The following is a 24925-nucleotide window of genomic DNA, read 5'->3' as shown; positions in this document are numbered from 1 at the left end:
GGATAAGCCGTTTAAAATGGATAACCAATTGCAAGGTTAAATACGCTACGGTTAAAATTAAAGTCCCAGCGCGGCTCATTGGCACGAACGTATGGTGTACGCAGCGGAATACCCAGATCGGTACGGAGCACCAGTACAGTTAAATCAAACCTTAAGCCGAAGCCGGCATCAACAGCAATATCGTTGTAAAACTTGTTACTAAACACTGCTCCGGGTTGCTGACTGTTTGAGTGTAATAACCAGATATTTCCGGCATCAACAAACAATGCACCGCGTACAATACTGAATAATTTTGGCCTGTATTCAATGTTGGCTTCTATCTTGATATCACCAGATTCATCTGCCAGGAAGCCTCCGGTACCTACGCCCACTTGCGAATCAAATGAGCCCGGCCCTATGGCCCTTGCCCGGAAACCACGCAAACTGTTTGGTCCGCCTATAAAAAATTGCTGGCTGTATGGCAGCTGGGTAGAGTTGCCATATGGTAAGCCAACGCCCACTATAAACCTTGTGGCAATGGTACTGTTTGGCGCGGTTTTGTGAAAATACCTGATCTCGTTCTCGAACTTCACAAACTGGTTAAATATAGCCCCGAAAAGCTTTTTAGGTTTGCCGCCTGCGCTATCGGCACCGGTCACCAAACCGTATATATTATTTGATAAGGTCACCTTGCCGTTATAGTAAAATGTGTTGGTGCGGTAATCCTCGTTGGTGTTGGTGAAGGTGTAGCTGTAACTTGGCCCTAAAATAAACTGCTTATCAATTACGTGTTTCAGGGCAGGGTTAACCGGGCCGTTGGCAGGGTTGATAGTTGCTTTATATTCGTCAGATACGCTCAGCGGATTTACAAACTGGAAATTGATGAGGTTAAGCTCGTGCGAACGGTGTTCTGTTTCGCGCCACTGGTAACCAAACGATAAGTTAAACGAATTTAAATTATACAGCTTTTGCCTGTTTACTATTGAATAGCCCAGACTCAGATTAGTGTGAGGGATGTAGGCATCAGCCGCTTTTGGATAGATCGGTCCTATAAAACGCGGCCATGAAAGTGTTGTTTGGATACCCGCCTGATACACGTTATAGCCTGCGTTTTGCCCGCCTGCCTGCACATCGGTACTTCCGAAAAGGGTTATTTTTAACGATTCGGCCCCTTTAAAGGCATTGCGGTTAAGCCAGTTAAGGTTAACCTGCGTACCTGTATAATTGGCCGATGTTGTACGGCCAAGGATATCAAGCGACAGGGATTTCTTTTTGTATTGGGTTAAGAAGTAATAAACATCAAGTTTTGATGAATCGGCAGACACATCCTCAAAGCGATTTTTAACAAACTTATAAGGGCCGAGATTAATAAAGCGATTGAGCGAGTTGTTGTGCTCGGTACGGTTATAAACTTCGCCGGGGTGCATCAATACGGTGTTGGCAAATACGTAAGTGTGCACCGTTTTACGGCGTTCTACAATATTATACCATTTATAAAAGACAGCTTTGTCTTTCATTAGTGAAGTATCTCTTAACGTATAGCTCGGATAAACATAAATATTGTTGATAGTGTATATATTTTGAGCGCGGCCTGATGTTTCGTTTTTTACCGCTACAAATATATCAACCTGGTGGCCGGCTATAGTACTATCCACGTGCATGATCAGATCTTCGGGCGAAAAGTAATAAAAACCTTCTTCCTTTAATTTGGCATCTATACGCAGGCGTTCCGTTTTAATTACATCAAGGTTGTATTTGTTGCCAACCTTTAACAGCGTTTTTGCCGAGGTGCCGGCAACAGCCGTATCAATGGTGCGGTTACCTTGAGGGAAGATAACTTTCCTGATTTTGTAACCCGGCCCTGTTACTGCTGTATAAACAGCTTTGGCAACTTTTGATGTGGGTTTTTTGCTTACGGTATCACCGCTTACCTGCGCCTGGAAAAAGCTTTCGTTTTGTAACCTGTTTTGAAGGATCTTGCTGTTTTGGTCGAGGTTTACGGAGCTGATGAGTACCGGTGGTTCACCTTTTTTGTTTAGCCAGTGGGCCAGGCCTTTAGTTTTGTTGGTTTTAGTTTTAAAGTAAAGCCATAGTTTAAAGCGCATGCCTAATATAGTGCTGTTGGGCACAGGCCTTAACAAAGTGCCAAGTTCTTCACTCAAAGCGTTTTTCTCGCTCTTTTTCAAAACCGAATCTTTTATCACCACTTCGCCGCCTGTATACAACTTTTGGCCTGGCGCCAAAAATTTAGTTGTACTGCAGGCACTCAGTAAAACAGATGATAAAAGCAGTATATATTTTAAATGTTTGGTCATGGGCTTAGTTTGAAGTAGTTTGCGGTTTGTTGTCCTGTTGCTGCTGCATGTTCTTTTGTTCCAGCGCCTTATCTGCTTCCTGCTGTTTTTGTTTTTCCTCTTTTTGTTTTTGCTGGTACTCGCGGCGCAACCTGCGTTCTTCAGGAGTACGCTTACGGAATATTTCTTTAAAACGGTTGTAATCAACAGTTAGGGTAAAGCCCACACCGGTTTCTATGATCTGGCCCTGTATCACTATAAATTCATCGCGGCGATAAGCACGAAGCGTATAGCGTCCATCCTTGCTCAATTTATAAGCTATGGATACATCGCCCGCAATGTTTGAAGCTTTTTGTCCCTGCTGATTGCCTTCAAGATTAAAGTTGTTGCCAACACTTACCGTTAACCTATCACTCAGGAAACGTTTGGAAAGACCAACATTCAGATCGGTTCGGTTTGTAGCCGTTCCCGATGAATAATCCTCACCGGAGGTTAAACCAAAGTTAAGGTCGACACCCGAGATCAGGCTGCCTGCCAAACGGTTTAACTGATCAGATAATAAACTACTTACGCTATTACGGATAGTTCCTTCAATAGATGTCCCGGCCCCCTGGCTTTGCAGCGGGTTATCGCCGATGAAGTGGCCCAGCACCAGTACGCCTAATACCTGTTTATTAAGCTCATTAGGATCCTGGCGTATTTGTGTCAGGCGCGTATTTACTGTGGTTACCACATCTGATGATACAGAGTAGGTACTGTCTGGCAATACTATATCAAAGCTGATATTGGGTGTAAGCAGCTGATCTTTTAGGTTAAGGTTAACATTGAAAGGCAGTTTCTGCTTGTACATAGTACTATTTTGTGCGTCCGAAAGCTGGTTTGAAACCAGGTCGATAGGGGGCACGTTGGCTACGTAAATTGCAGTAAGGTCGATATTGGCACTGGTTGGGTCGCCTGTCCACACTATGGTACTGCCCTGTTTAAAGTTGAAAGTACGTTTTACAGTAGCATAGGCTAAATTATATGAGCCTGAATTAACCACGTAGGTACCGGTAAGGTTAATTTTACCGCTCGGGTCGATACCTCCGTTAAGGTTGGCTTCGCCTTTAAGGTGTACCACATCACCATTGCGCTCATCAATCACTATGGTAAACGCGGCATTTTTATTTACGGTGATGTTTGCAGATACATCCAATCCGGTAACATCCGATTTTTTGAGTGAATCCAGTTGCCGGGCCAATAGGATAGAGTCCATTTTAGGTGCATCCTTATCAATAAAGTCAACTACACCTTTACGGTCTTCTACTGCCGGGTCATTAGTAGGCAGCACAAAGGTCATATCGGTTTTATCATTTACAGTAAGGTTGGCATCTACAACCGGTTTGGCCATATTACCGCGGATCTTGATGCGGGTATCTACATAAAGTTTACCGTAATAAAGTTTATTATCAGCTTCGGTTGAATTTGTAACCCTGAAGTTATTAGCGTTGATATCCATGCCAAAGGCAAAGTCGGTGTAGGTTTTGGTGTAGATACTTCCGCTTACCACTGCTTTGTTGCCGGTTGAATCAACCAGGGTAAAGTCATTAAAACGGATACCTTCATTATTAAAGGTGATACTTTCCTGCGGCATGCGGAAGTAGGAGTTAAGCATGGCCACATTAAAGCCTACTTTGTTAAAGTTGATATCGCCCCTAACGGATGGCGCAGTGGTAGTACCGGATATTTTAAGCGCCCCGGTGATGTTGCCCGTGGCATTCCTTAAGCTGCCAAAGCTGAAGCCTTCAATACTCTTCATGCTCAGGTTCACAATATTCAGATCAAGGTCAAAGCGGCTTTCGGGCGAGGTATAGTAGGTGCCGTTCAGGTCTACCTGGTTACCCTTGCCGGTTATGCTCATTTGTGCAGCATAAGCGTTTTCGGTTTGATTGTTTACTTTGAGGGCAATGTTACCTACGGTGTCACCCTTAAAATTAAAGTCATTAACATTGATAGCCGCCGTAAATACAGGCGCAGCCTGGAAATTGCTTACTGTAGCGTCGCCATTAATGGTACCGCCTACCTGTAACGAATCCTGCTTGGCCATTTTGGTGAGGGCCTCAATATGGAAGTTATTGAATTTGATATTCAGCGGGCTGTTGAACTCCTGTGTACTGCTGTTAACACTCAGCACCTGGTTACTGTTGGTAATGGTAAAGTTATGCGCCAAAATACCTTTAGGCCCATATTGTAAAAAGTTATCGTCGCTAACCGCCCATGGCAAATAATCAAGCAGTAATCCATCTTTGTTAAAACTAAACTGATATTCATTCGGCAATATGCTAAAGGTACCGGCAATGCGGAACCGTTCCTTCTTAGCTGCATCCCGGATTTGAATACTTAAGCCTGCCTTGTTATCCTGCGCTGCGCCCGAAATACTGGTATACAACAAATCAACAGATGAACCAACTTTTACTTCATCAACCGAAAAATTATAGTTAAGCGCGTTATTGCTGGTATTGATATTAAGCGTTGCTTTGTTAACCGTGTTGGTGCCATAAACCACTTTGGGTAATGAGCCTTTAACAATCAATTCGCCGGTTTGGCTATTGAAACTACCGTTTAGTAAAACCGGGTCAAGTTGTTTCAGGTCGGGTGCAAATTGAGTAAGCAAAGGTGTTTTAACCAGCCGGGCTTCAAACTTAAATTGCTGGGCATCGTACTTTACTACTGGTGCGGGCTTGGTTTTTACTGTTTTACCGCCTTTGGTTTTTACAGCAACCTGCTGGCCGCCGGCAATAGCTGTGTTGAAATATTTGTTGATCACATCCTGCATGGCCGGGGCTATCTGTGTAAGCTTGTACTTACCGGCCATGTGCGCTGTCATGACAGGGGTTTTTAAACGTAATGTGCTGCTATCGGCGCTGGCTGTTGAGATGAGGCTGATGGTATCCATCTGGATGCGCTGGCCTTTGTTAACAACCAAAAGGTCGGTAGCTTTGATATTGGCATTCAGATAATCGGGATCGGCTGTAGGTACATCGGCTACGATCTTGCCATGGAAACGCATATCATCTGCTACAAAGTGCAGGTTTTTAAGATTGATGCTATCCACATTTAAAGTAGCCTTAACCGCCGGGTATTTTTTATTAAGATTGGCCTTAGCATCCAGGCTAAAATTAATGTTAGGATCTTTCATGGTAGCGATGGCTGTATAAGCGCCATTGCTTGATGTGCCTTTCATCACCAGGTTTTGATAGGTATAACCTTTAACATAAGCCTTGGCCACATTGCCGTTAAAGGCGATACTCGCCTTTTTAGGATCCAGACTTGTGCCTTTAATATTTGCGCTCATGGTAATACGGCCAACCATTTGTGGTTGTTTGGTAAGCGCCCCTACATTCAATTCGTTGGCCTTGATATTTGCGGTATAAGTCGCCGCACTTTTGTTTTGCCCATTTTTTAAAGCAGCTACCAGATCAACCGCGCCATAGCTTGAGCGCAGGCCCATTTTGGTGTTGAAGGTGTACATGCTGCCTTTAAAGTTGCCCTTCAGGCTCATTTTTTCAGGAATGCTCACATTTGGCGGGATGCTGCCAGCCGGAGCCAGTTTATCTATATCGCTGCGGCTGGTACTAAAGTCGGCAATGTTAACATCAAAGGTAGCTTTGTTTACATCAGGCAATCCTTTCATTTTAGCTGATGCTTTGATATGGGTGCTGCTTAAGCCGGTAACCTCAAGGTTAGGGATATCAAGGTTATTCACCTGCCCGCTTACCCGTCCATTGATCTTAAACACCGTCCCCGGCGATGATTTGAACGGTTCCATGCTGGCCATGGTTGGCATCAGCAGTAACACGTCTTTTAAACCTAATCGGCTGCCATCTAAATTGGCATTGATGCCCAGTGCGCCGATGTTTTTGGTGATGGCATCGATAGATGGGTAACGCACCTGAACCGATTTTTGCAGGGTAGTATTCGGTGTTTCCAGCAGCAGATCGTTCATGTAGGCATTGGTTGGCCCATACAGGAATGCCGTATGAAATTTGTTGATCTTTAAACCGCTTTTTTCGGTAAAAGTAAAGGAGTTGATCTTGCCCGAAATAGTATCCGGGCTGTATGAAATTTCTTCAGCTTCGGCATTCAGGATGCGGATATCCATATGGCCAAAGTCAAGGCCCTTGGGTATCGCTTTCTGTGCCTCGTTGTCAAACTTAATATTATCGTTAGTGAAAGTAACCTTCCCGATGGTTGCCCGCCATGCCGATTTGCTGGGCGAGGATACCAGCGTATCCAATTTTTTAACGGCTTTAACAACTGCCTTAGCTACCGTTTTAGGCTTGGCTAAACTAAGGCCTGCTTTGGTATCGCTTAGCTCGATACTTTTGATGCCTACCTTTTGGTTTTTCAGATCGATTTTATCCATCTCTACCAAAAACTTACTCAGGTCTACCTTAGCACCCATTTCAGCACTTTGATAATCTACCTTAATTTTAGATATATCGATCACCCCTAAATTAAGGTCCATATTTAAAGGTGCGGTAGCCGTATCAGGCGGCGGCGGACCGGTTGGCGTTTGGATGATCTTTGCGTTTACATCACTCAGCGTAATTTTTGGTATGGTAAACTTCATTTTATCCATATCAAAATCCTTAACGCGGGTATCAAAATGGCCCAGCAAAAATTTCACATCGTTGCCGGTTATAGCATCCTTGTATTTTACGTTGATCTTATCGAGGATGATCTTATCAACAGAAAACTTCATGGTTGAAGTAGTATCAGTTGGCTTTACTTCTTTCTTCTGCTCGCCTACAAAGGCTTTCATGATATAATCGAAGTTGAAAACACTATCAGCGCCACGGCTTACGTTGGCGGTAATGCCCTGCAGGTTTATTTCATTCACCTCAACCTGGCTATGCAGCAGTTTGAGCATGCTGATATCAACCTTTAGCTTTTCGCCGGCAATGAGGGTATCTTTTTTTTGATCTTCAAAGTAAACATCTTCCAGTACAAGTAATTTGGGGAGCCCAAGGCTTATGTGGCCGATCTTAACTTTTGTATGGATTTTATTTTGTAAAAAAGTTACAGCTTTATCTTTTGCAAAATTTTGTACAGCGGGGACCTGTATCAAAATTACTACAAGGATAACCAGCAGAACTACACTAACCAGTATCCAAAGTATCGTTTTAAGGGTTATTCGTAGTATTTTTTTCAATTGTATATGTATTTCAAAGGTGATGATAGGGTAGCTCAATATATACAAATAACATGCTAAGTATAGCAGTTTGCTGTGTGTTTTGTATAATTTACAAAATGGAGGACCGGCTTAAACAAAAAATTTCCACACGCTATTTTTTAACATTCAATAGCCGAACTTGTTTTAACTCATCAACTTGTTTTAACTTTGTATTTCATAACGATTTTGCTGAAACGGATTAACTATGCCTGATTTTTCTCACCTCCACGTACATACCCAATTCTCCCTGCTTGATGGTGCAGCCGACATTTCTAAGCTGTATAAAAAAGCCGCCAAGGATGGGATGAAGGCCCTCGCAATAACCGACCATGGCAACATGTTTGGTGTATTTAAGTTTGTGGCCGAAGCCGGTAAACACAATGTAAAACCCATTGTAGGCTGCGAGTTTTACGTGGTTGAAGACAGGCATAAAAAACAGTTTACCAAAGAAAATAAGGACGTACGCCGCCACCAGCTGATGCTGGCTAAAAACCCTACCGGTTACAAAAACCTGGTTAAGCTATGCTCATTAGGGTATATGGAAGGCTTGTACAGCAAATGGCCACGTATTGATAAAGAATTAATCCTGAAATATCACGAAGGTATCATCGCTACTACTTGCTGTATTGGTGCATCAGTACCACAGGCTATTTTAAAAGATACGCCCGAAAATGCGGAGAAGGAGTTTAAATGGTGGCTTGATTTGTTTGGCGAGGATTTTTATATCGAGATTCAGCGCCATGAGATCCCCGAGCAGCAAATCATCAATAATGTGTTGCTCACGTACGCTAAAAAATATAATGTAAAAGTGATCTGTTCAAATGATTCGCACTATGTGGATCAGCAGGACTCGAACGCACACGATATTTTGCTTTGCGTAAACACAGGCGATATGCAGAGCACCCCAATCGCTACCGACGAAGAAGGCGGTAAGGGCTATCGTTTTGGTTTCCCTAACGACCAGTTTTACTTTAAAACGCAGGAAGAAATGGGCAAGCTTTTTCATGATTTGCCCGAATCGCTGGATAATACCAACGAGATTGTTGATAAAGTAGAGGTATTGAAGCTTAAACGCGATATCCTGCTGCCTAACTACATTATTCCCGACGAATTTAAGATTCACAATACTCCTGATGCCGATACCCTTAACCAGTGGGAGTACCTGAAGCACCTAACTTTTATGGGTGCCAAGGAACGTTACATAGATATCAGTCCGGAGACTGAGGAGCGCATCAACTTTGAGTTGTTCACCATCCGTACCATGGGTTTTGCAGGATACTTCCTCATTGTGGCGGACTTTATCAAGGCCGGTCGCGATATGGGCGTATTTATTGGTCCGGGCCGTGGTTCGGCAGCCGGATCAGTGGTGGCTTATTGTACCGGGATCACCAATATCGACCCGATGAAGTATAACCTCCTGTTTGAGAGGTTCCTGAACCCTGACCGTAAATCGATGCCCGATATTGATACGGATTTTGACGATGCCGGCAGACAGCGGGTTATTGATTATGTGGTTGATAAATACGGCAAAAACCAGGTAGCCCAGATCATTACTTATGGTTCGATGGCTGCCCGTACCAGTATCCAGGACGTGGGCCGGGTGCTTGATATGCCGCTGGCCGATGTAAGTGCCATGAAAAAGCTGGTGCCCGAAACATTGGGTATCACACTTAAAGATGCTATTGAACAGGTTCCTGAGCTAAAAGAGATCCTGAACGGTAATGACCTTAAGGCGCAAGTACTGCGCGAGGCCGAAAAGCTGGAAGGGTCAGTACGTAACACCGGTGTACACGCCGCGGGCATCATTATTGCCCCTTATGACCTTACCGATATTGTACCGGTAGCTACTGCAAAAGATTCGGACCTGCTGGTTACCCAATATGATGGGCGTGTTATTGAAGATGCCGGTGTAATTAAGATGGACTTTTTGGGTTTAAAAACCCTCACCATTATTAAGGACGCTTTGCGCATGATCAGGCAAAATCACGGTGTAGAGATACAAATTGACTACATCCCGCTTGATGACCTGAAAACTTATGAGCTTTACCAGCGTGGGGATACCAATGGTACTTTCCAGTTTGAAAGTGATGGTATGCAAATGTATCTGCGCGAGCTTAAGCCCGATAAGTTTGAGGACTTAATTGCCATGAACGCACTTTACCGTCCGGGCCCGATAGAGTACATACCAAACTTTATTTCCCGTAAGCATGGCCGTGAACCTATTGTGTTCGATTTGCCTGATATGGAGGAGTACCTGGGCGAAACGTATGGTATTACCGTATACCAGGAACAGGTGATGCTTCTGTCGCAAAAGTTAGCAGGCTTTAGTAAAGGCGATGCCGACGTTTTGCGTAAGGCGATGGGTAAAAAGCAAATTGAGGTACTGAATAAAATGGAAGCCCAGTTTATGGATGGTGCCGTTGCCAAGGGGCACCCCAAAGATAAGCTTACCAAAATCTGGACCGACTGGAAAGCATTTGCCCAGTACGCGTTCAATAAATCGCACTCAACATGCTACGCTTTCGTGGCATACCAAACAGCTTATTTAAAAGCGCATTACCCGTCAGAGTATATGGCGGCGGTTTTAAATAACCAGAATAACATAGAAAAGATTACCTTCTTTATGGAGGAATGCCGCCGCATGGGGGTTGAGGTATTGGGGCCGGATATCAATGAGTCGGACATGGCTTTTGCCGTGAACAAACGCGGACAGGTACGTTTCGGTTTAACCGGCGTAAAAGGTGTGGGTGACAAAGCGGTAGAAAGTATCATTGAAGAACGTACCGCTAATGGCCCGTTTGAAACGGTATATGATTTTGCAAGGCGCTCAAACACCCGCAGCGTTAACCGTAAATCGTACGAAAACCTGGTTTATGGTGGAGCTTTTGACGGTTTCAATATTCCGCGTGCACAGTTCTTTGCCAAAACTGAACTGGGTGTGTTAACAGGTGTTGAACGCCTGATCAAATATGCCAATGATTATCAGAATGTGCAAAGCAGCTCCCAATCGTCATTGTTCGGCGGTTCGGTAGCATCATATGTACCTGAACCTGCTATGCCCGATGTTGAAGAATGGGCGCTGATAGAAAAGCTGAAGTACGAGAAAATGGTTATCGGGATCTATTTAACCGGTCACCCGTTGGATAATTATAAAGTTGAACTTAAACGTTTCTGTAACGCCAACATCAGCGATTTGAAACTGATGCAAAAAGCCCGCTCAGGCGAAGGCGGTGAGGATGTAACGGCAGCGTTTAATGAACTGCGGCGCCGCGGCGAATTGCGGATTGGCGGCCTGGTATCAAGCGTTCAGCATAAAATGACCAAAACAGGTAAGCCATTTGGCACGTTTGTGTTTGAGGATTATAATGAATCGTATGAATTTGCCCTGTTTGGCGATGATTATGTAAAGTTCCGTAATATGATGATGGAAGGCTACTTCCTGCATATTAAGGGTAACATTGAAGAGAAATTCCGCCAAAAAGATAACTGGGACCTGCGAATCATGGTGATGGACTTGCTATCAGAAATGCGTGATAAACTTACCAAATCATTAACTGTTTGTATTGATGTGCAAATGCTTAATAGTAAGCTGTTGGATGATATTCAGCACATGATAGATGATAATAACCAAAAGTACCCGGTAAAAAACTGTAAACTCCGTTTCCAGATCAAGGACAGGGAAGAGGTGATGTTGGTTGAACTTTCATCAAAATCATTCAAAGTAAACCCAAGCGATGATTTTATGGCCGGGATCCATAGTTTGACTAATGAGGAGCCGGTGCTGAGTTGATTTCAGGACTACTTAAATTCATGTCATTGCGAGCGTAGCGTGGCAATCGCACGGAAGCATAGCCGCTCTGTATAGTATGCGATTGCCACGCTGCGCTCGCAATGACATAACAAATAAAAACCAAATTACACTTCTACCTTCACCACCTCATCATCCTGCTTAATCAAAGTATAACAAGTATAATCAGGCTTGATCACTTCGCCGTTGGCATTGGTTACGGTCATGTAGTGGCTGCCCCATCTTTCGAGGGTATAAAATATAGATGATAATTCTTCGCCAATGGGGGTGAGGGAGTATTCGACTCTTGGCGGTACTTCAGGAAAAATATGGCGGGTTACGATACCGTCCTCTTCCAGTTCGCGGATTTGTTGGGAGAGCATCTTTTCAGTCATGCCTGCAATAGCCCGGTTTATCTCGCTGTATCGCTTTTGTCCGGATAATAATTGGTTTATTATACTCAGTTTCCACTTACCGCTGATCACACTCAGGGCCGCTGCCATCGTGCAAGAATGATCAGAATGTCTGTTTTTTGTCATAATGAAAAAGGCGATATATCGATTGCATCAAACTGGCCCATAACCTACCAAAAAGTATGTTGCACACTAAATGGTGCATTCTTGTGGGGCCGTATAACCCGCTGTATCTTTGATGTATCAATAACAAAGATAATGAAAAAGTTACAAGGAAAAACAGCAGTAATAACAGGCGGCAACAGTGGTATAGGCCTGGCCACAGCACAGGAGTTCATTGCACAAGGTGCTAAAGTGATCATCACCGGCAGGAACCAAAAATCAATTAACGAAGCAATTGAAATACTTGGTGCTGATGCTCAGGGCGTAATTGCCGATAGCGGTGACATGAACCAGGTTAAACAGCTTGGCGAAAAAGTAAAAGCCATTGCCGAAAAAATCGACATCGTATTTGTTAATGCAGGTATTGGTCAGTTCAATTCAACCGAGCAAATGAGCGAACAGATGTTTGACGATATCATGAACATTAACTTTAAAGGTGCTTACTTCAGCATTCAGCAATTACTACCATTGATCAATGATGGTGGTTCTATCATCCTGAATACTTCAATCAACGCACACATAGGTATGGCCGGTGCAACTGTTTATGCGGCAAGTAAAGCAGCATTGCTTTCATTGGCTAAAAATATTTCTGCCGAGTTATTACCACGCAGCATCAGGGTTAACTCTGTAAGCCCTGGCCCTGTTGTAACACCTTTACATACTGCCGATAAATTAGGCTTAACCCAGGAACAACTGGAAGGCATGGGTTCTGAACTGGTAAAACAGATTCCAATGGGTCGTTTCGGTTTAGCAGAAGAAATTGCTAAAACAGTAGCCTTCTTCGCTTCTGATGATTCAACATTTATAACAGGTGCCGAGCTGATTGCTGATGGTGGTATGGCCACTTTGAAAGGTGCATAAGCCCCTCTAAATCTCCCCCTGAAAGGGGAGACTTTTTAAAAACTGCCTTTCGTGAGAATTTGGACGAGAAATAAGTCTCGAAGGCTCGTCAATATATATTGTTATGTGATGACCGGCGGCTTTAGCTTCCGGTCATTTTTTTTCTGAACTCGAATTTAAGGAATTAAACAAATTAAACAGAATGAAAGACAGATTCAATAAATCCAAATAATTCCTTAAAATTTGAGTTAAGACACTAATATTTTATTTAGCTGTAATGTTAATTAATACCCCAATTGTTAAAAAGTAACCCGCCTGCACAGTTGTATATATGCTTTGTAAACAGGTAATTTGTGTTATTACGTCATGTCGCAAAGCTGTATGTTGAGGTGTAAACGCGACAAATGGTCATACATGCGTTAACTGCGTGTATTATAATAATATAATTGTCACATTGTCAGTAGTACACTTGTGGCAAGCAATTTGAATAGCATATATTTGTAAGTACAAAATTTAAAAAATAGAAATCATGGCTTTAGAAATAACTGATGCAAACTTTGACGAGCTTGTCCTGAAATCAGACAAACCGGTATTAATTGACTTTTGGGCAGAATGGTGTGGTCCGTGTAGGATGGTAGGTCCGGTAGTTGAAGATATTGCAAAAGAATATGAAGGCAAAGCTGTTGTTGGTAAAGTAGACGTTGACAACAACCCAGGTATATCTGTAAAATACGGTATCCGTAACATCCCTGCCTTATTGTTCTTCAAAAATGGCGAAATTGTGGATAAACAAATTGGTGCTGTGCCAAAATCAGTATTAACTGATAAACTTGCAAAACAGTTAGCATAACTCAAAGAGGATTATTTAATGCTATCCACTGTAGCATTAACACAACATATTTTAGTGAAAAAGCGTTGCAATTTTGCAACGCTTTTTTTATGCCCTATATTAGCCTATGCCCAAATTAAACGATGATCAGCAAATAAGGCAACTGGCCAATCTCGAATTGCTGGCCCGGCAGGTGGTTGAAGGTTTCATTACCGGTTTGCATCAAAGCCCTTTTCACGGTTTTTCGGTTGAGTTTGCTGAGCACCGTCTGTACAACAATGGCGAGTCGGTAAAAAATATCGACTGGAAGCTGCTGGCCCGTACCGATAAGCTGTTCGTGAAGCAGTTTGAAGAAGAAACTAATCTTCGGTGTTTCCTGCTGCTGGATACGTCATCATCCATGAATTTCCCGGAAACGGGTACTAATAAACTGCAATTTTCGGTTTACGCTATTGCATCGCTCATGTACCTGTTTAAAAAACAGCGCGATGCATTTGGACTTTGCTTATTTTCGGATAAGATAGACTGGATCAGTGCTGCGAAATCAACCACCACACACCTGTTTTATTTATATGCCGAACTGGAAAAAATGTACGCCAGTCCTAAAGTAAATACGCAAACCAATATCACCAACGTACTGCACCATATAGCCCAGGAAATTCATCAGCGTTCGCTGGTGATCATTTTTAGCGATATGCTGGAAAACAGCCTCGATGCTGAAAAACAGCAGGCTTTATTTGCGGCTATTCAGCATTTAAAATTCAACAAGCATGAAGTGGTGATCTTCAATGTTACTGATAAGCAAAAGGAACTTGAACTTAATTTTGATAACCGCCCTCATCATTTTATAGATATTGAAAGCGGCGATGAATTGAGAGTAAACCCGGCCCGGATCAGGGATGCCTACAAAGCATCCCTAAAAGAATACCGCCATCAACTGGAATTGAAATGCGCTCAATATCATATCGATTTGGTTGATGCCGATATTCACGAAGGTTATCATCACATCCTGAATACCTACCTGGTTAAGCGTAATAAAATGATATAACAGAATTACCAAGGAGCTTTGTTGCAGGTACGGAGTAATCGTGAATGTAGCCACAAGTCATCCTCCCTCCAGCCCACCTACACAAGACTTGCGCCATTTGGTGAGATAACCATATTTCTTTGAAACAAAAAAAGGCTGTTACCAACCGGAAAACAGCCTCTATAGTTAAATAGGGGATCTACTTATAAAATAAACTTTTGTAAAGGTATTGATACAATGTGAAGAATAAGTGAAGTTCTATTCCCGGTTAAAAATCAGATATATGCTGGTCCCCTTATCTTTTACCGAGTCTATTTTTACCCTGATGTTATGAAATGTAGTAATACTTTTTACAATGGCTAAGCCAAGGCCATAGCTTTCCTTTTCTTCGGTTTCAAATTTTTCGAAGCGATTAAATGCGTTTTCAATCTGTTGCTGATCCATACCAGCACCTGTATCGGTAATTTCCAGTATATAAAAATCTTCTTTCAGCTCATCGGCAATCGTGATGCTGCCTTTGGGCTTGTTATACTTGATAGCATTATTAATAAGATTGAACAGTAAGGTATGCATCAGCGGGCGGTTGCCCATAATAGAGTAGATGTATTTGATATTATTGTTGAAAGTGAGGTGCTTTTCTTCCAGCCGGTCTTCAAGCTCTTCCTCAATCTCCATAATTGCACCTGCTATCATCACCACATCGGCTTTATCATACTGGTTGTTTTCAACCTTCGAAATCAGCAGCAGGCTATTGATAATTGATTTAAGCCGGTTTAATGTTTTCAGCGAAGCATGCATCTTGTTTTCGCTGGCCTCGCTAAGTTCTTCCTGCAATAAAATATTCTCCAGCCGTGAACTGATTATTGAAATAGGCGTGAGCAATTCATGCGATACATTGGCAATAAATTGTTTTTCGAGGCTAAACAGGTTACTGATTTTTTTCATGAGCGTACTGATGCTGTCATCAAGCAGTTCAAAATCCTGGGTAGTGGTCTGGATCTTTTCATAATCAAAGTTCATAGGGTCATTTACCTTGATCAGTTTGCGGTCGATGATCTTATAAAAAGGAGCAAGCAAAAATTTAGTGAATACCAGGTCGCTTACCAATGTAAGGGCAAGGGCTATTATCAGCGTTAAAAGTGTAAACCGTTTAATTATCGACTTTAATTCTTCAATTGAGGTTATCGATACCCCGATTTCGAGCAGATAGGTGTGGTTATTAAAGTTAAACTGGTGGGTTAAAATGCGATACGTTTGCGTAACCTGGTCGCTGGTGCGGGTTTCGGTTGTAAACCTTGCGCCCCTGGTTTCCGTAGGTTGAAACTTAACCGGTCTAATGATAATAAATTCCTCTTTTAAGATATTATAGTCGGTATAAGGTTTTTGATTGGCAAGCTTACTGTTGATCTCTTTTGAGCTGAGATTTTTAAGCGTTTCCCGTTCATTCTCCTCAAGCCTCACCTCAACATGGTTGTATGAAATTTTTTCGATAGAAAGCAGGATCAGCAGGCCCGTAAAAAGTATGATGGCTAACTTGGTTAATGTGTTATAAAGGGCCAGTTTTACCTGTAATTTCATGAGGCTGTTAATTTCAGATGTTGATACGGTAGCCGATACTCCTTACAGTTTCAAACCAGTCGATAGGGATATATGCCGATAGTTTTTTGCGCAGGTTTTTAACATGCACATCCACAAAGTTCGAGTCGGAGTTTATCTCCAGTACATCTCCCCAAACATGTTCGGTTAAGTTGGTACGTGATATCACCCTGTTTTTGTTAAGCACAAGGTAGTTGAATATTTCAAACTCCTTCTTGGTAAGGGCTATGCGTTCATCGTTATAGATAACAGTACGATTTTGTATGTTGATCTTCAGTCCTTTTACATTGATGTCGTTACTTTCCAAACGATGTTTGCGGCGGGTTATGGCGTGCATACGGGCTAACAGCTCGTTTAATGAAAATGGTTTTGCCAGGTAATCGTCGGCTCCTTGTTCAAGGCCTGACACCCGGTCGTCAACAGCTCCTCGGGCGGTAAGTATAATTACAGCATCTTCGCGATTATTCATGCTTTTCAGCATTTTCAGCAGGTCAAAACCATCACCATCGGGCAAACCAAGGTCGAGCAGGATAAAGTCATAATTGTTTACGAATATTTTCTCCGACGCCGACTTTTTAGTGCGGGCATGCTCAACGGTGAAACCTTCGTGGCTTAAAAATTCATCAACTTCAAGCGCAAGGCCTTTTTCGTCTTCAACAATTAATACGTTCATAATTGCACTTTTACAAAAACTATCAATATGGGTTACAGGATCGGGATTGTTCACGGAAGGCAAAATACCACACCGTAGATTAACAAAGCATGAAGATAGGCTTTTATAACGGCCTTCTGAATGTCATTTTTTAAATGTTGCGTTTAAATTAAAAAAGCATAAATCAATTTACGTCAATTAGTGTTACAATTAAAAGCTACCACTTCATAGTATGAGACTTTCTATCGAACGCAAACCCATCCGGGTAAATCCCGATCCAAAACGTGTAATTGCAAGATTCTTTTTTAATGGAAATGACCGCGCTAAAGAAGTTATTGGGCGTGTAATGCTTATCAGCGAGGATGATGCTTTTGGTATCGTATCGCCGATATTGCAGGAATATTCAAAAAGGCACCGTAACATAACCCGCGTGCTCAACAGGCATTGCAGCAAACTTAAGCCCTTGTTTTTAGAGCTTAACATTGATTTTGATACGCTTACTGTTTATCGAAAGCTGCTCATAGGCTCATATTTTACCCATGAATATTCTATTGAATCGGCTGCGTTCTTCAACCCTTCAATAGTTGAAGACCCGGATCAAACAGAGCTGGAAGACGGCCAGCGCCGGGTGATCATCAGTTTCAGGGCGGTAGGCGAGGGGCATATTTCTTCAATAACTTTTCGCCGGGCCTGGATAGATAAAAACAATAATATCAGTATACAACCCGCAGGCAGCTATATTGATGAAGCCGAGATTGTACGGAATGCTGTTTACAATAAAAAGCTGTTTTTTGAAAAAGCAGCCATTACGCAAATCAACATTGATGTAATAAATGAGCTGGAATCAAAGCTTGATCATCATTTTGAGTATGCCAACCTGCGTAGGATCATCATGGATTCGCAAAGGCTGCAGGAAGACGATATGAAGCGGTTGGAGTACGATAAGGTACTTTGGCTTGCCGATTCATATTATGAAATTGTTTTTTCGCTGGATACCGACATTTCCGACAGGGTGATCTTTCCGATATCTGAATATGAGCGCAAGGGGATTGAAGACGCCCGTTTTGTACAGTTTACCAATGACGACGGGAGCAAGCTTTACTATGCTACCTATACAGCTTACGATGGTTCGCTGATTATGCCCAAGTTACTGCAAACAACCGATTTTTATAATTTTAAGATCATGCCTTTGTACGGGGCCGGCGCACAGAATAAAAACCTGGCCCTGTTTCCGCGCAAGGTAAACGGTAAGTATGTGATGATATCGCGGATAGATGGCTGTAATAATTATATCATGTATTCGGACAAGATCAATATATGGGAAAAGCCGGTGATGCTGCAGCAACCTAAGTTTAGCTGGGAATTTGTGCAGATAGGTAATTGTGGCTCGCCAATTGAAACGGCAGATGGCTGGATCATGATAACCCATGGTGTTGGCCCGATGCGGCGTTATGTGCTTGGCGCAAGCCTGCTGAAACTGGATGATCCTGCAGTTGAAATAGGCCGGTTGAAAGAGCCTTTGCTGATTCCCACCAGCGACGAACGGGAGGGATATGTGCCTAATGTGCTTTACTCATGCGGGGCAATTGTACACAACAATAAACTCATCATTCCTTATGGTGTTTCCGATTCTTCTACCGCCTTTGCCGAGGTATGCCTGGATGACCTATTAACGAAGCTTAAGGAAGCCTAAAGCCATTAAATTCTTTACGAATCTAAAATCCAGACTTACGAAGTTTTAAAAACTTCGTAAGTCTTCTGCTTTGTCATTCATCCTTCAGAACTGTCTGTCTTGTCCTAAAATAGGTTTATACTCTTTTGGCGCAAGTCTTGAGTAGCGGGCTTTGGGAGGCCGACTTGTGCAGTTGGTAAGCCCAAGTTACCCAGCTCTTGTATCAACGCCCAAAACTTGAGCCGAAACATTGAGAAAGCATACCATCTTCACACGCAATCGCAGCGACGTTTTTTGTTTAATTGTACCTTGGTAGCATTTGTATTTCGCCTCCAATAAAAGCTTTCGGCCTTAAGCTTTCTGCTTTTAGCTTGTATTTATACTGTTGATTTTAAGTCATTTAACGTTCATTTAAATCTCATGATGCATTATTTGTTAAAACTTATTCTTCTTTTTTAAGTTAAATAAATATGAAAAAGATAATTTTAAGCTTAAGCATAATGCTGATTTCGCTTGCAGGTTTTAGCCAGGCACTCAAACCTGTGAAGATAGATAGCCTTGTTACAGTTTCATTGCCACAAGGCTTTATAAAAAAAGATACATTAGGTCAACAAATATATCAGGGTACCGGATCATTGGGTAATATTTTGGTTTTGCGCGTACCAAACGCCAGTACCAAGCCTTTAAATAAAGAAAAGGACCTGAAAGATGTATTTAAAACCTACATCAACGGTATTCAAAAACAATCTGTTAACGGTAGCGTAATGTATCCGCGCGATACTACAATAGGCAAACTGGAAGGTAAAGTATTCACCCTGAGAATTGACAACAGCGGTTCAACTGGAGAGTCTCCTGAGTTAAGGAACTTTATCCTGCTTTATACCCAGGATGCAACATATACTTTTGAGTATAACTATCCGGAACAAAGGGCTGACCTTGCAAAAGCCGAATTGAAACAGTTTTCAAGTTCTATCCAGATCGCGCCAACTTTAGATCGTCGCGACCAGTACCTGTCTGATGCAAAAGGTATGTCGGCTCCGGCCAAAATAGGAATTTATGGTGGTGGTGCGGTTATCGTGCTGATCATCGTGTTAACCGTGATCAAACGTAAAAACAGGCAATTGGAAGCAGGAGTTTAATTATCGGCAGGGGCTTTCCTGAACAGATCAAGCAGGCCCCTGTTCCATTTGGCCGAGTGGATGAATTGTTTACCATCAAGCCAGGTGAGCCAGAATATAGTAACAAACACACCAATGGCCGAGCCGGCAAGTACATCTTCGTAAAAGTGCTCGGTTAAATACATTCTTGAATAGCCAACCATTATGGCAACAAACAAGGCTGGGATTCCCCAGCCTTTGTTTTTACAGAGGTAAGTTATAACAAGTGCCGCCGAAAAAGCGCTCACCGTATGCCCCGAGGGGAAGCTGTATTTCTCTAATATATAAACGCCTTCTACTGTGTGCACCCTGCTCCACTGGCTGGCAAAATATAATTTTGGCCGGGGCGCTATATAAATGTATTTAAGGATCTGTGCTGCAACGGATGTTACAGCATAGCTTGAAGCCATTAACAGCCAGCTCCGGTAACTGAATAAAAGCATTGCAAGCGATACTATTACGGCTGTAGTACCATCACCGATATCAGTAACATAGGGCTCAATGACATCCAGCCAGGGCTGATGCCATCCGTTAACGGTAAAAAAAATGGCTTCGCGGGTAAATAGCAGTTTGATAGTCAAACAGGTTGCTAAAAGGATAAGGTAAAGGATAAAAAAAGGGCGGATCCTGTACAACACGTCTTTTATTCCTATCTTCATGTTGCAAAGTAAGCATATACTTATTCAATGCAAAAAAATGATTAATTTTGAGATTGATTAGCACTTATTAATTAAACTTCATGTCGAAAAGTATCTTTCGTAAAAAGTCGGTAGCAAAAATTTTAAATGATGTTGAATGTGGTTTTAGTGATAGTGAGCATCCCGGTACAACATCGTCCCAACTCAAAAAAGAACTTAACGTAAAAGACCTCACCCTCATGGGCATAGCCGCTGTTGTAGGAGCGGGTATATTTTCGACAATTGGTGAAGCATCATTTCATGGCGGTCCTGCGGTTTCTATCTTATTTATTTTAACGGCTGTTACCTGCGGATTTTCGGCTCTTTGTTATGCCGAGTTTGCCTCACGCATCCCGGTTGCAGGTAGCGCATATACTTATGCCTACGCGTCTTTTGGCGAGCTGATTGCCTGGATCATTGGCTGGGATTTATTAATGGAATACGCCATCGGTAACATAGCTGTGGCTATTTCCTGGAGCGAATATTTTGTGAACCTGCTTGAAGGTTTTCATATCCATATGCCCAAGTTTCTGACTATGGATTATGTTTCGGCCCTGCGGGGGCACGAGCAGGTTCAGGCAGCGGGATCAAATCTGGCCGACATCAGCGATAAAGTAAAAGCAGAGGCACTGGCCTGGAGTCAGGCACCTGGCATAGGCAATTTTAAATTGATAGCCAATTTGCCGGCTCTTTTAATTGTTATTATCATCACTTACCTGGTTTACATAGGCATCCGCGAAACAAAAAAGGCCACCAATGCTATGGTGGTGCTTAAAATAGTTATCGTAATAGCGGTTATAGTGGTTGGCTTTTTTTATGTAACGCCTGCTAACTGGCACCCGTTTATGCCTAACGGTTTCAGCGGTGTAATGAAAGGTGTATCAGGTGTGTTTTTTGCCTACATCGGTTTCGATGCTATATCAACCACCGCCGAAGAGTGCGAAAAACCGCAGCGTGATCTGCCCCGCGGTATGATCTACTCGCTCATTATTTGTACGGTATTATATATCCTGATAGCCCTGGTGCTTACAGGTATGGTGAGTTATAAAGACCTGCAGGTTGGCGACCCGCTTGCTTTTGTTTTTGCAAAGGTTGGTTTAAATAAAATAAGCTATGTGATATCTATCAGTGCGGTTATAGCTACGGCCAGCGTGCTGCTGATATTCCAGTTGGGGCAGCCCCGGATCTGGATGAGCATGAGCCGCGATGGTTTATTGCCTAAAGCATTTTCACGTATCCACCCTAAATATCAAACACCAGCATTTGCTACAGTTGTAACCGGGTTTGTTGTTGCTATTCCCGCCCTGTTTATGAATCTTACCGAAGTTACCGATTTGACCAGTATAGGTACTCTTTTTGCCTTTGTGCTGGTTTGCGGCGGTGTATTGCTGCTTCCGCGTCAGGAAGCCGAAAAAGGTAAATTTCATCTGCCATACGTTAACGGTAAATTTATTATTCCAATTATAACGCTTGTGATTTTGGGTTCGGTTGCCTGGTTTAAACCAGCTGCTCAGGTTGAAATGATGCAGTTTAAAAAACTTAAAGACAGGAGCGACATCATTGATAATTTGGATAATAATGATAAGCTGAGTTTGCTTAAAACCACCAATCAGCTTTATAATACCCACGTAGCCGCCCAGCCCGATTCGGCTAAGAAATATTTTAAGGATATTGAGGAGGATAAATTCAATACTGCAGTAAGGCAAACAAGTGATATCAGCGATGCTAAAAAATATAGTCTTGGTATTAATGGATTTTTGTATAATTTCCCAAACTATCTTTTCTTTATCCTGATCATCATTATAGCGGTTTATAGCTTTATTAAAAACTTCTCACTAATCCCGGTTTTAGGGCTCATGAGCTGTTTTTATCTCATGACCGAGCTTGGCTATACCAATTGGCTCAGGTTTTTAATTTGGCTGGTAATAGGTTTGGTAATTTATGCTACCTATAGCTATAAAAACAGCGTGTTGGGTAAAGAAGCGAAAACAGTGTAAACCATGTGGACCTGCCCCTTATGCGAACGTGAATTTACTGCCACCAACCAGGTACATTCATGCCGCGACAGGGAACTATCAGAAGCACTAAACGGAAAATCTTCCCATACCATTGCCCTTTTTGACCATTTGGTTGAGGAGTACCTGCACATTGGTCCGGTTAAAGTTTATCCTACCAAAAGCATGATTGCTTTAGGGGCAAGAGTGAATTTTGCTTATGTTACCCAATTAGGTAAAAACTTTCTTGACGTAGTATTCCCCTTTAAACAGGTTTATGACGGTAACCTGTGCTTCATTAAAATAAAGCAGGTACCCGGTACCGATCAATACAACCATTACTTCAGGATGTTTTTTAAGGAAGATATTAATGATGAAGTAAGGAAGTATATGCGGATGGCGTGGGAGAGCGGGTTATAAAAATAAAAACTACCGCAGGCTTTCAGCCTGTGGGCAGCGTAATGTAAGCTTTCAGCTTATACTCTTGAGCTGAAAGCTCAAACCATGGTAAACCACGGGCTGAAAGCCCGCGGCAGATTGTTTTAATAAGAAAAGGCTCCCGGATTTCCGGGAGCCTTTCTTGTTTATTAAGTATTTTTAATTAACCCTATGAATTTCAATTGCTTCGGGTATGGCAAGCACCAATGGTACTTTTTCCACCGTTACAAAGCTCAGATCGAGGCCGAAACCACGCTCTTCGGATAAGCTCACTTTTTTAAGCTGCTTGTAGTAATCCATAATAAACCTTTCGATAAAAGATAGGTTGTGCGAACGTGAAAAGATCTTTTCGATCACCACGAAACGGAAATCGCCGACAATTTTGTGCCTGTTCAGTGATTTGTAAGTGCTGGTAATATCAACTTCACCTTTTTTAACCAGGTCTTCCACTACTTTCCTGAACAACAGGTTTATTTGCTGTTCAACGCGGAAACCAAGCTTAAAGTCAATACGGATCAGTTTGTTTGGTACCAAATGGTCAACCTCGTATTCGCGTTTGTAAGGTTCGTCAACTACGTCAACGTGTACCAGCCAGTAAACGTCGGCGCGCTTAGGCTGCTTTTGCAGTATGGAGTAAACAATTTTCGATTCAATTTCTGAATTGAAATTGGCGCTGGTTAAGTACACCAGCTGTGAGGCATATTTAGGTACACTTTCGTCAAGGCTCAACTCTGTTATAATGTCGAAATAATCCTCTATCTCAACAAATTTAACATAGCGGTTTCTGATTTTACGGGCGGTATGCCAGGTCCACATTACCGTGAACAGGATAAAGCCTATAGATAAAGTAAACCAGCCACCGTCTAAAAACTTATGCAGGTTACCGGTAAGGAAGGTGCCTTCAATAAGCAGGTAAACCACCAAAAACATATTGATGATGTAGTTAGGGACCTTTTTACGTTTTAGGAACTTGGATACCAGTATGGTGGTCATGAGCATGGCTACGGTAATACTTAAACCGTAAGCCGCCTCCATTTTATCCGAATGCTTGAATATCAACACCACACCCAAACACCCTGCCCAAAGCAGCCAGTTAACACTTGGCACATAAAGTTGCCCTTTTTGCTCAGACGGATAATTGATCCTTACTTTTGGCCAAAGGTTAAGCCTTACAGCCTCTGCAATGAGTGTAAATGACCCTGATATCAGCGCCTGGCTGGCTATGATAGCAGCCACGGTAGCAATACCAATACCGTATATCAGGAACCACGATGGCATGATCTGGTAAAATGGGTTGTTGGCGTTAAGGTCCATAGTGTGACCATTGCGCTGTAATAACCAAACGGCCTGGCCCAAATAGTTTAAAATAAGGCATATTTTTACGTAAACCCAGCTTACGCGGATATTGGCTTTACCGCAATGACCAAGGTCAGAGTATAAAGCCTCAGCACCCGTAGTACACAGAAACACAGCACCTAATATGATGAAGGCGTTGTCACTTGAGCTTGAGGTAAGCAGTTTAATTGCGTAGTATGGGTTTAACGCGCGGATAACCCATGGGTCGTGTATAATGTAAGTAATGCCCAAAAAGCCCATCATGGTAAACCAGATGAACATAATTGGCCCAAAAGCCTTGCCCACCAATGAGGTGCCAAATTGCTGTATGATAAACAAAGCCGTAATAATGGCCATTACTACATACACTGTTGGCAAATGTGGATAATAGGTTTGCAAACCTTCAATGGCCGACGATATGGTAATTGGCGGCGTAATGATACCATCGGCAAGCAGGGCGCAACCGCCTACAACCGCTGGTACAATAAGCCACTTTGCTTTACGCCGAACCAGTGAAAACAGCGAAAAAATGCCACCCTCACCTTTGTTATCAGCCCTTAAAGTAATTACCACATATTTTAAAGTGGTTTGTAGGGTTAATGTCCAGAATATAAGCGAAACACCTCCAAGAATTAATGTTTCTGAAATTTGACGCTGACCAACTATGGCCTTGAATACGTATAATGGGGAGGTACCAATATCACCGTAAATTATTCCTAAACTGATCAAAAAGCCAGCGGCCGACAGTTTATGCAGATCTTTATGATTTGACACTTTTATGATTTAGAGATGGCAAAAATATTAATTTTTTTGGTTAAACCATTATCTTGATTAAACGTATAAGGAAATAATGTGTCT

15 protein-coding genes are annotated in these 24925 nt (G+C 42.5%); 8 read left to right on the top strand and 7 right to left on the bottom strand.

Going from position 1 to position 24925, the window contains the following annotated elements; translation table 11 throughout:
* Positions 1-11 precede the first annotated feature (11 nt).
* Both MTO98_RS27485 and MTO98_RS27480 read right to left on the bottom strand, forming a co-directional pair.
* Positions 12-2294, bottom strand: coding sequence for a BamA/TamA family outer membrane protein (locus MTO98_RS27485; RefSeq protein WP_243482186.1), 2283 nt, complete (start codon positions 2292-2294; stop codon positions 12-14).
* A gap of 4 nt (positions 2295-2298) precedes the next feature.
* On the bottom strand, positions 2299-7467 hold the full coding sequence (locus MTO98_RS27480; protein WP_243482185.1) for a translocation/assembly module TamB: 5169 nt from the start codon (positions 7465-7467) through the stop codon (positions 2299-2301).
* A gap of 226 nt (positions 7468-7693) precedes the next feature.
* On the opposite strand from MTO98_RS27480, the gene dnaE reads away from it, so the two are divergent.
* Entirely contained in the window at positions 7694-11278 is a 3585-nt protein-coding gene (gene dnaE / locus MTO98_RS27475; protein WP_243482184.1) for a DNA polymerase III subunit alpha, read from the top strand.
* 125 nt (positions 11279-11403) lie between these two features.
* Here the strand turns inward: dnaE and MTO98_RS27470 are convergent, their stop codons facing one another.
* On the bottom strand, positions 11404-11814 hold the full coding sequence (locus MTO98_RS27470) for a helix-turn-helix domain-containing protein (RefSeq protein WP_243482183.1): 411 nt from the start codon (positions 11812-11814) through the stop codon (positions 11404-11406).
* Between the two features lie 132 nt (positions 11815-11946).
* On the opposite strand from MTO98_RS27470, the gene MTO98_RS27465 reads away from it, so the two are divergent.
* The 3 genes from MTO98_RS27465 to MTO98_RS27455 all read left to right on the top strand — a co-directional run bounded on the left by MTO98_RS27465 (position 11947) and on the right by MTO98_RS27455 (position 14567).
* A complete protein-coding gene (locus MTO98_RS27465) occupies positions 11947-12711 on the top strand; it encodes an SDR family oxidoreductase (protein WP_243482182.1) in 765 nt (254 codons plus the stop codon).
* A 508-nt stretch (positions 12712-13219) separates the two neighbouring features.
* A complete protein-coding gene (gene trxA, locus MTO98_RS27460) occupies positions 13220-13540 on the top strand; it encodes a thioredoxin (protein ID WP_022831961.1) in 321 nt (106 codons plus the stop codon).
* A gap of 106 nt (positions 13541-13646) precedes the next feature.
* Positions 13647-14567 carry a DUF58 domain-containing protein gene (locus MTO98_RS27455; RefSeq protein ID WP_243482181.1) on the top strand — a complete coding sequence of 307 codons (921 nt, stop codon included), beginning with the start codon at positions 13647-13649 and terminating at the stop codon, positions 14565-14567.
* A gap of 237 nt (positions 14568-14804) precedes the next feature.
* Here the strand turns inward: MTO98_RS27455 and MTO98_RS27450 are convergent, their stop codons facing one another.
* Positions 14805-16124, bottom strand: a complete 1320-nt coding sequence (locus MTO98_RS27450) for a HAMP domain-containing sensor histidine kinase (protein ID WP_243482180.1) — start codon at positions 16122-16124, stop codon at positions 14805-14807.
* Between the two features lie 13 nt (positions 16125-16137).
* Entirely contained in the window at positions 16138-16815 is a 678-nt protein-coding gene (locus MTO98_RS27445; protein ID WP_243482179.1) for a response regulator transcription factor, read from the bottom strand.
* A gap of 211 nt (positions 16816-17026) precedes the next feature.
* Here MTO98_RS27445 and MTO98_RS27440 point away from each other — a divergent pair, with 211 nt between their 5' ends.
* Together MTO98_RS27440 and MTO98_RS27435 are read left to right on the top strand one after the other, a co-directional pair.
* Positions 17027-18487 (top strand): glycoside hydrolase family 130 protein, encoded by a 1461-nt coding sequence (locus MTO98_RS27440; RefSeq protein WP_243482178.1) that lies wholly within the window; start codon positions 17027-17029, stop codon positions 18485-18487.
* 449 nt (positions 18488-18936) lie between these two features.
* Positions 18937-19605 (top strand): hypothetical protein, encoded by a 669-nt coding sequence (locus MTO98_RS27435; RefSeq protein WP_243482177.1) that lies wholly within the window; start codon positions 18937-18939, stop codon positions 19603-19605.
* Here the strand turns inward: MTO98_RS27435 and MTO98_RS27430 are convergent.
* The gene (locus MTO98_RS27430) at positions 19602-20282 is read right to left on the bottom strand and encodes a phosphatase PAP2 family protein (RefSeq protein WP_243482176.1); all 681 of its coding nucleotides are present in this window, start codon (positions 20280-20282) and stop codon (positions 19602-19604) included. The genes MTO98_RS27435 and MTO98_RS27430 overlap by 4 nt on opposite strands.
* An 80-nt stretch (positions 20283-20362) precedes the next feature.
* Between MTO98_RS27430 and MTO98_RS27425 the strand changes: the two genes are divergently transcribed.
* Positions 20363-22297 (top strand): amino acid permease, encoded by a 1935-nt coding sequence (locus MTO98_RS27425; RefSeq protein ID WP_243482175.1) that lies wholly within the window; start codon positions 20363-20365, stop codon positions 22295-22297.
* Positions 22298-22300: 3 nt separating this feature from the next.
* Entirely contained in the window at positions 22301-22714 is a 414-nt protein-coding gene (locus tag MTO98_RS27420) for a DUF5655 domain-containing protein (protein ID WP_243482174.1), read from the top strand.
* Positions 22715-22891: 177 nt separating this feature from the next.
* On the opposite strand, the gene MTO98_RS27415 is transcribed toward MTO98_RS27420, so the two are convergent.
* Positions 22892-24841, bottom strand: coding sequence for a KUP/HAK/KT family potassium transporter (locus MTO98_RS27415; RefSeq protein WP_243482173.1), 1950 nt, complete (start codon positions 24839-24841; stop codon positions 22892-22894).
* Positions 24842-24925: the final 84 nt, after the last annotated feature.

It is taken from the genome of Mucilaginibacter sp. SMC90 (genome assembly GCF_022811725.1).
Lineage (GTDB): Bacteria > Bacteroidota > Bacteroidia > Sphingobacteriales > Sphingobacteriaceae > Mucilaginibacter.
This window is presented reverse-complemented; position numbering and strand designations above follow the sequence as displayed.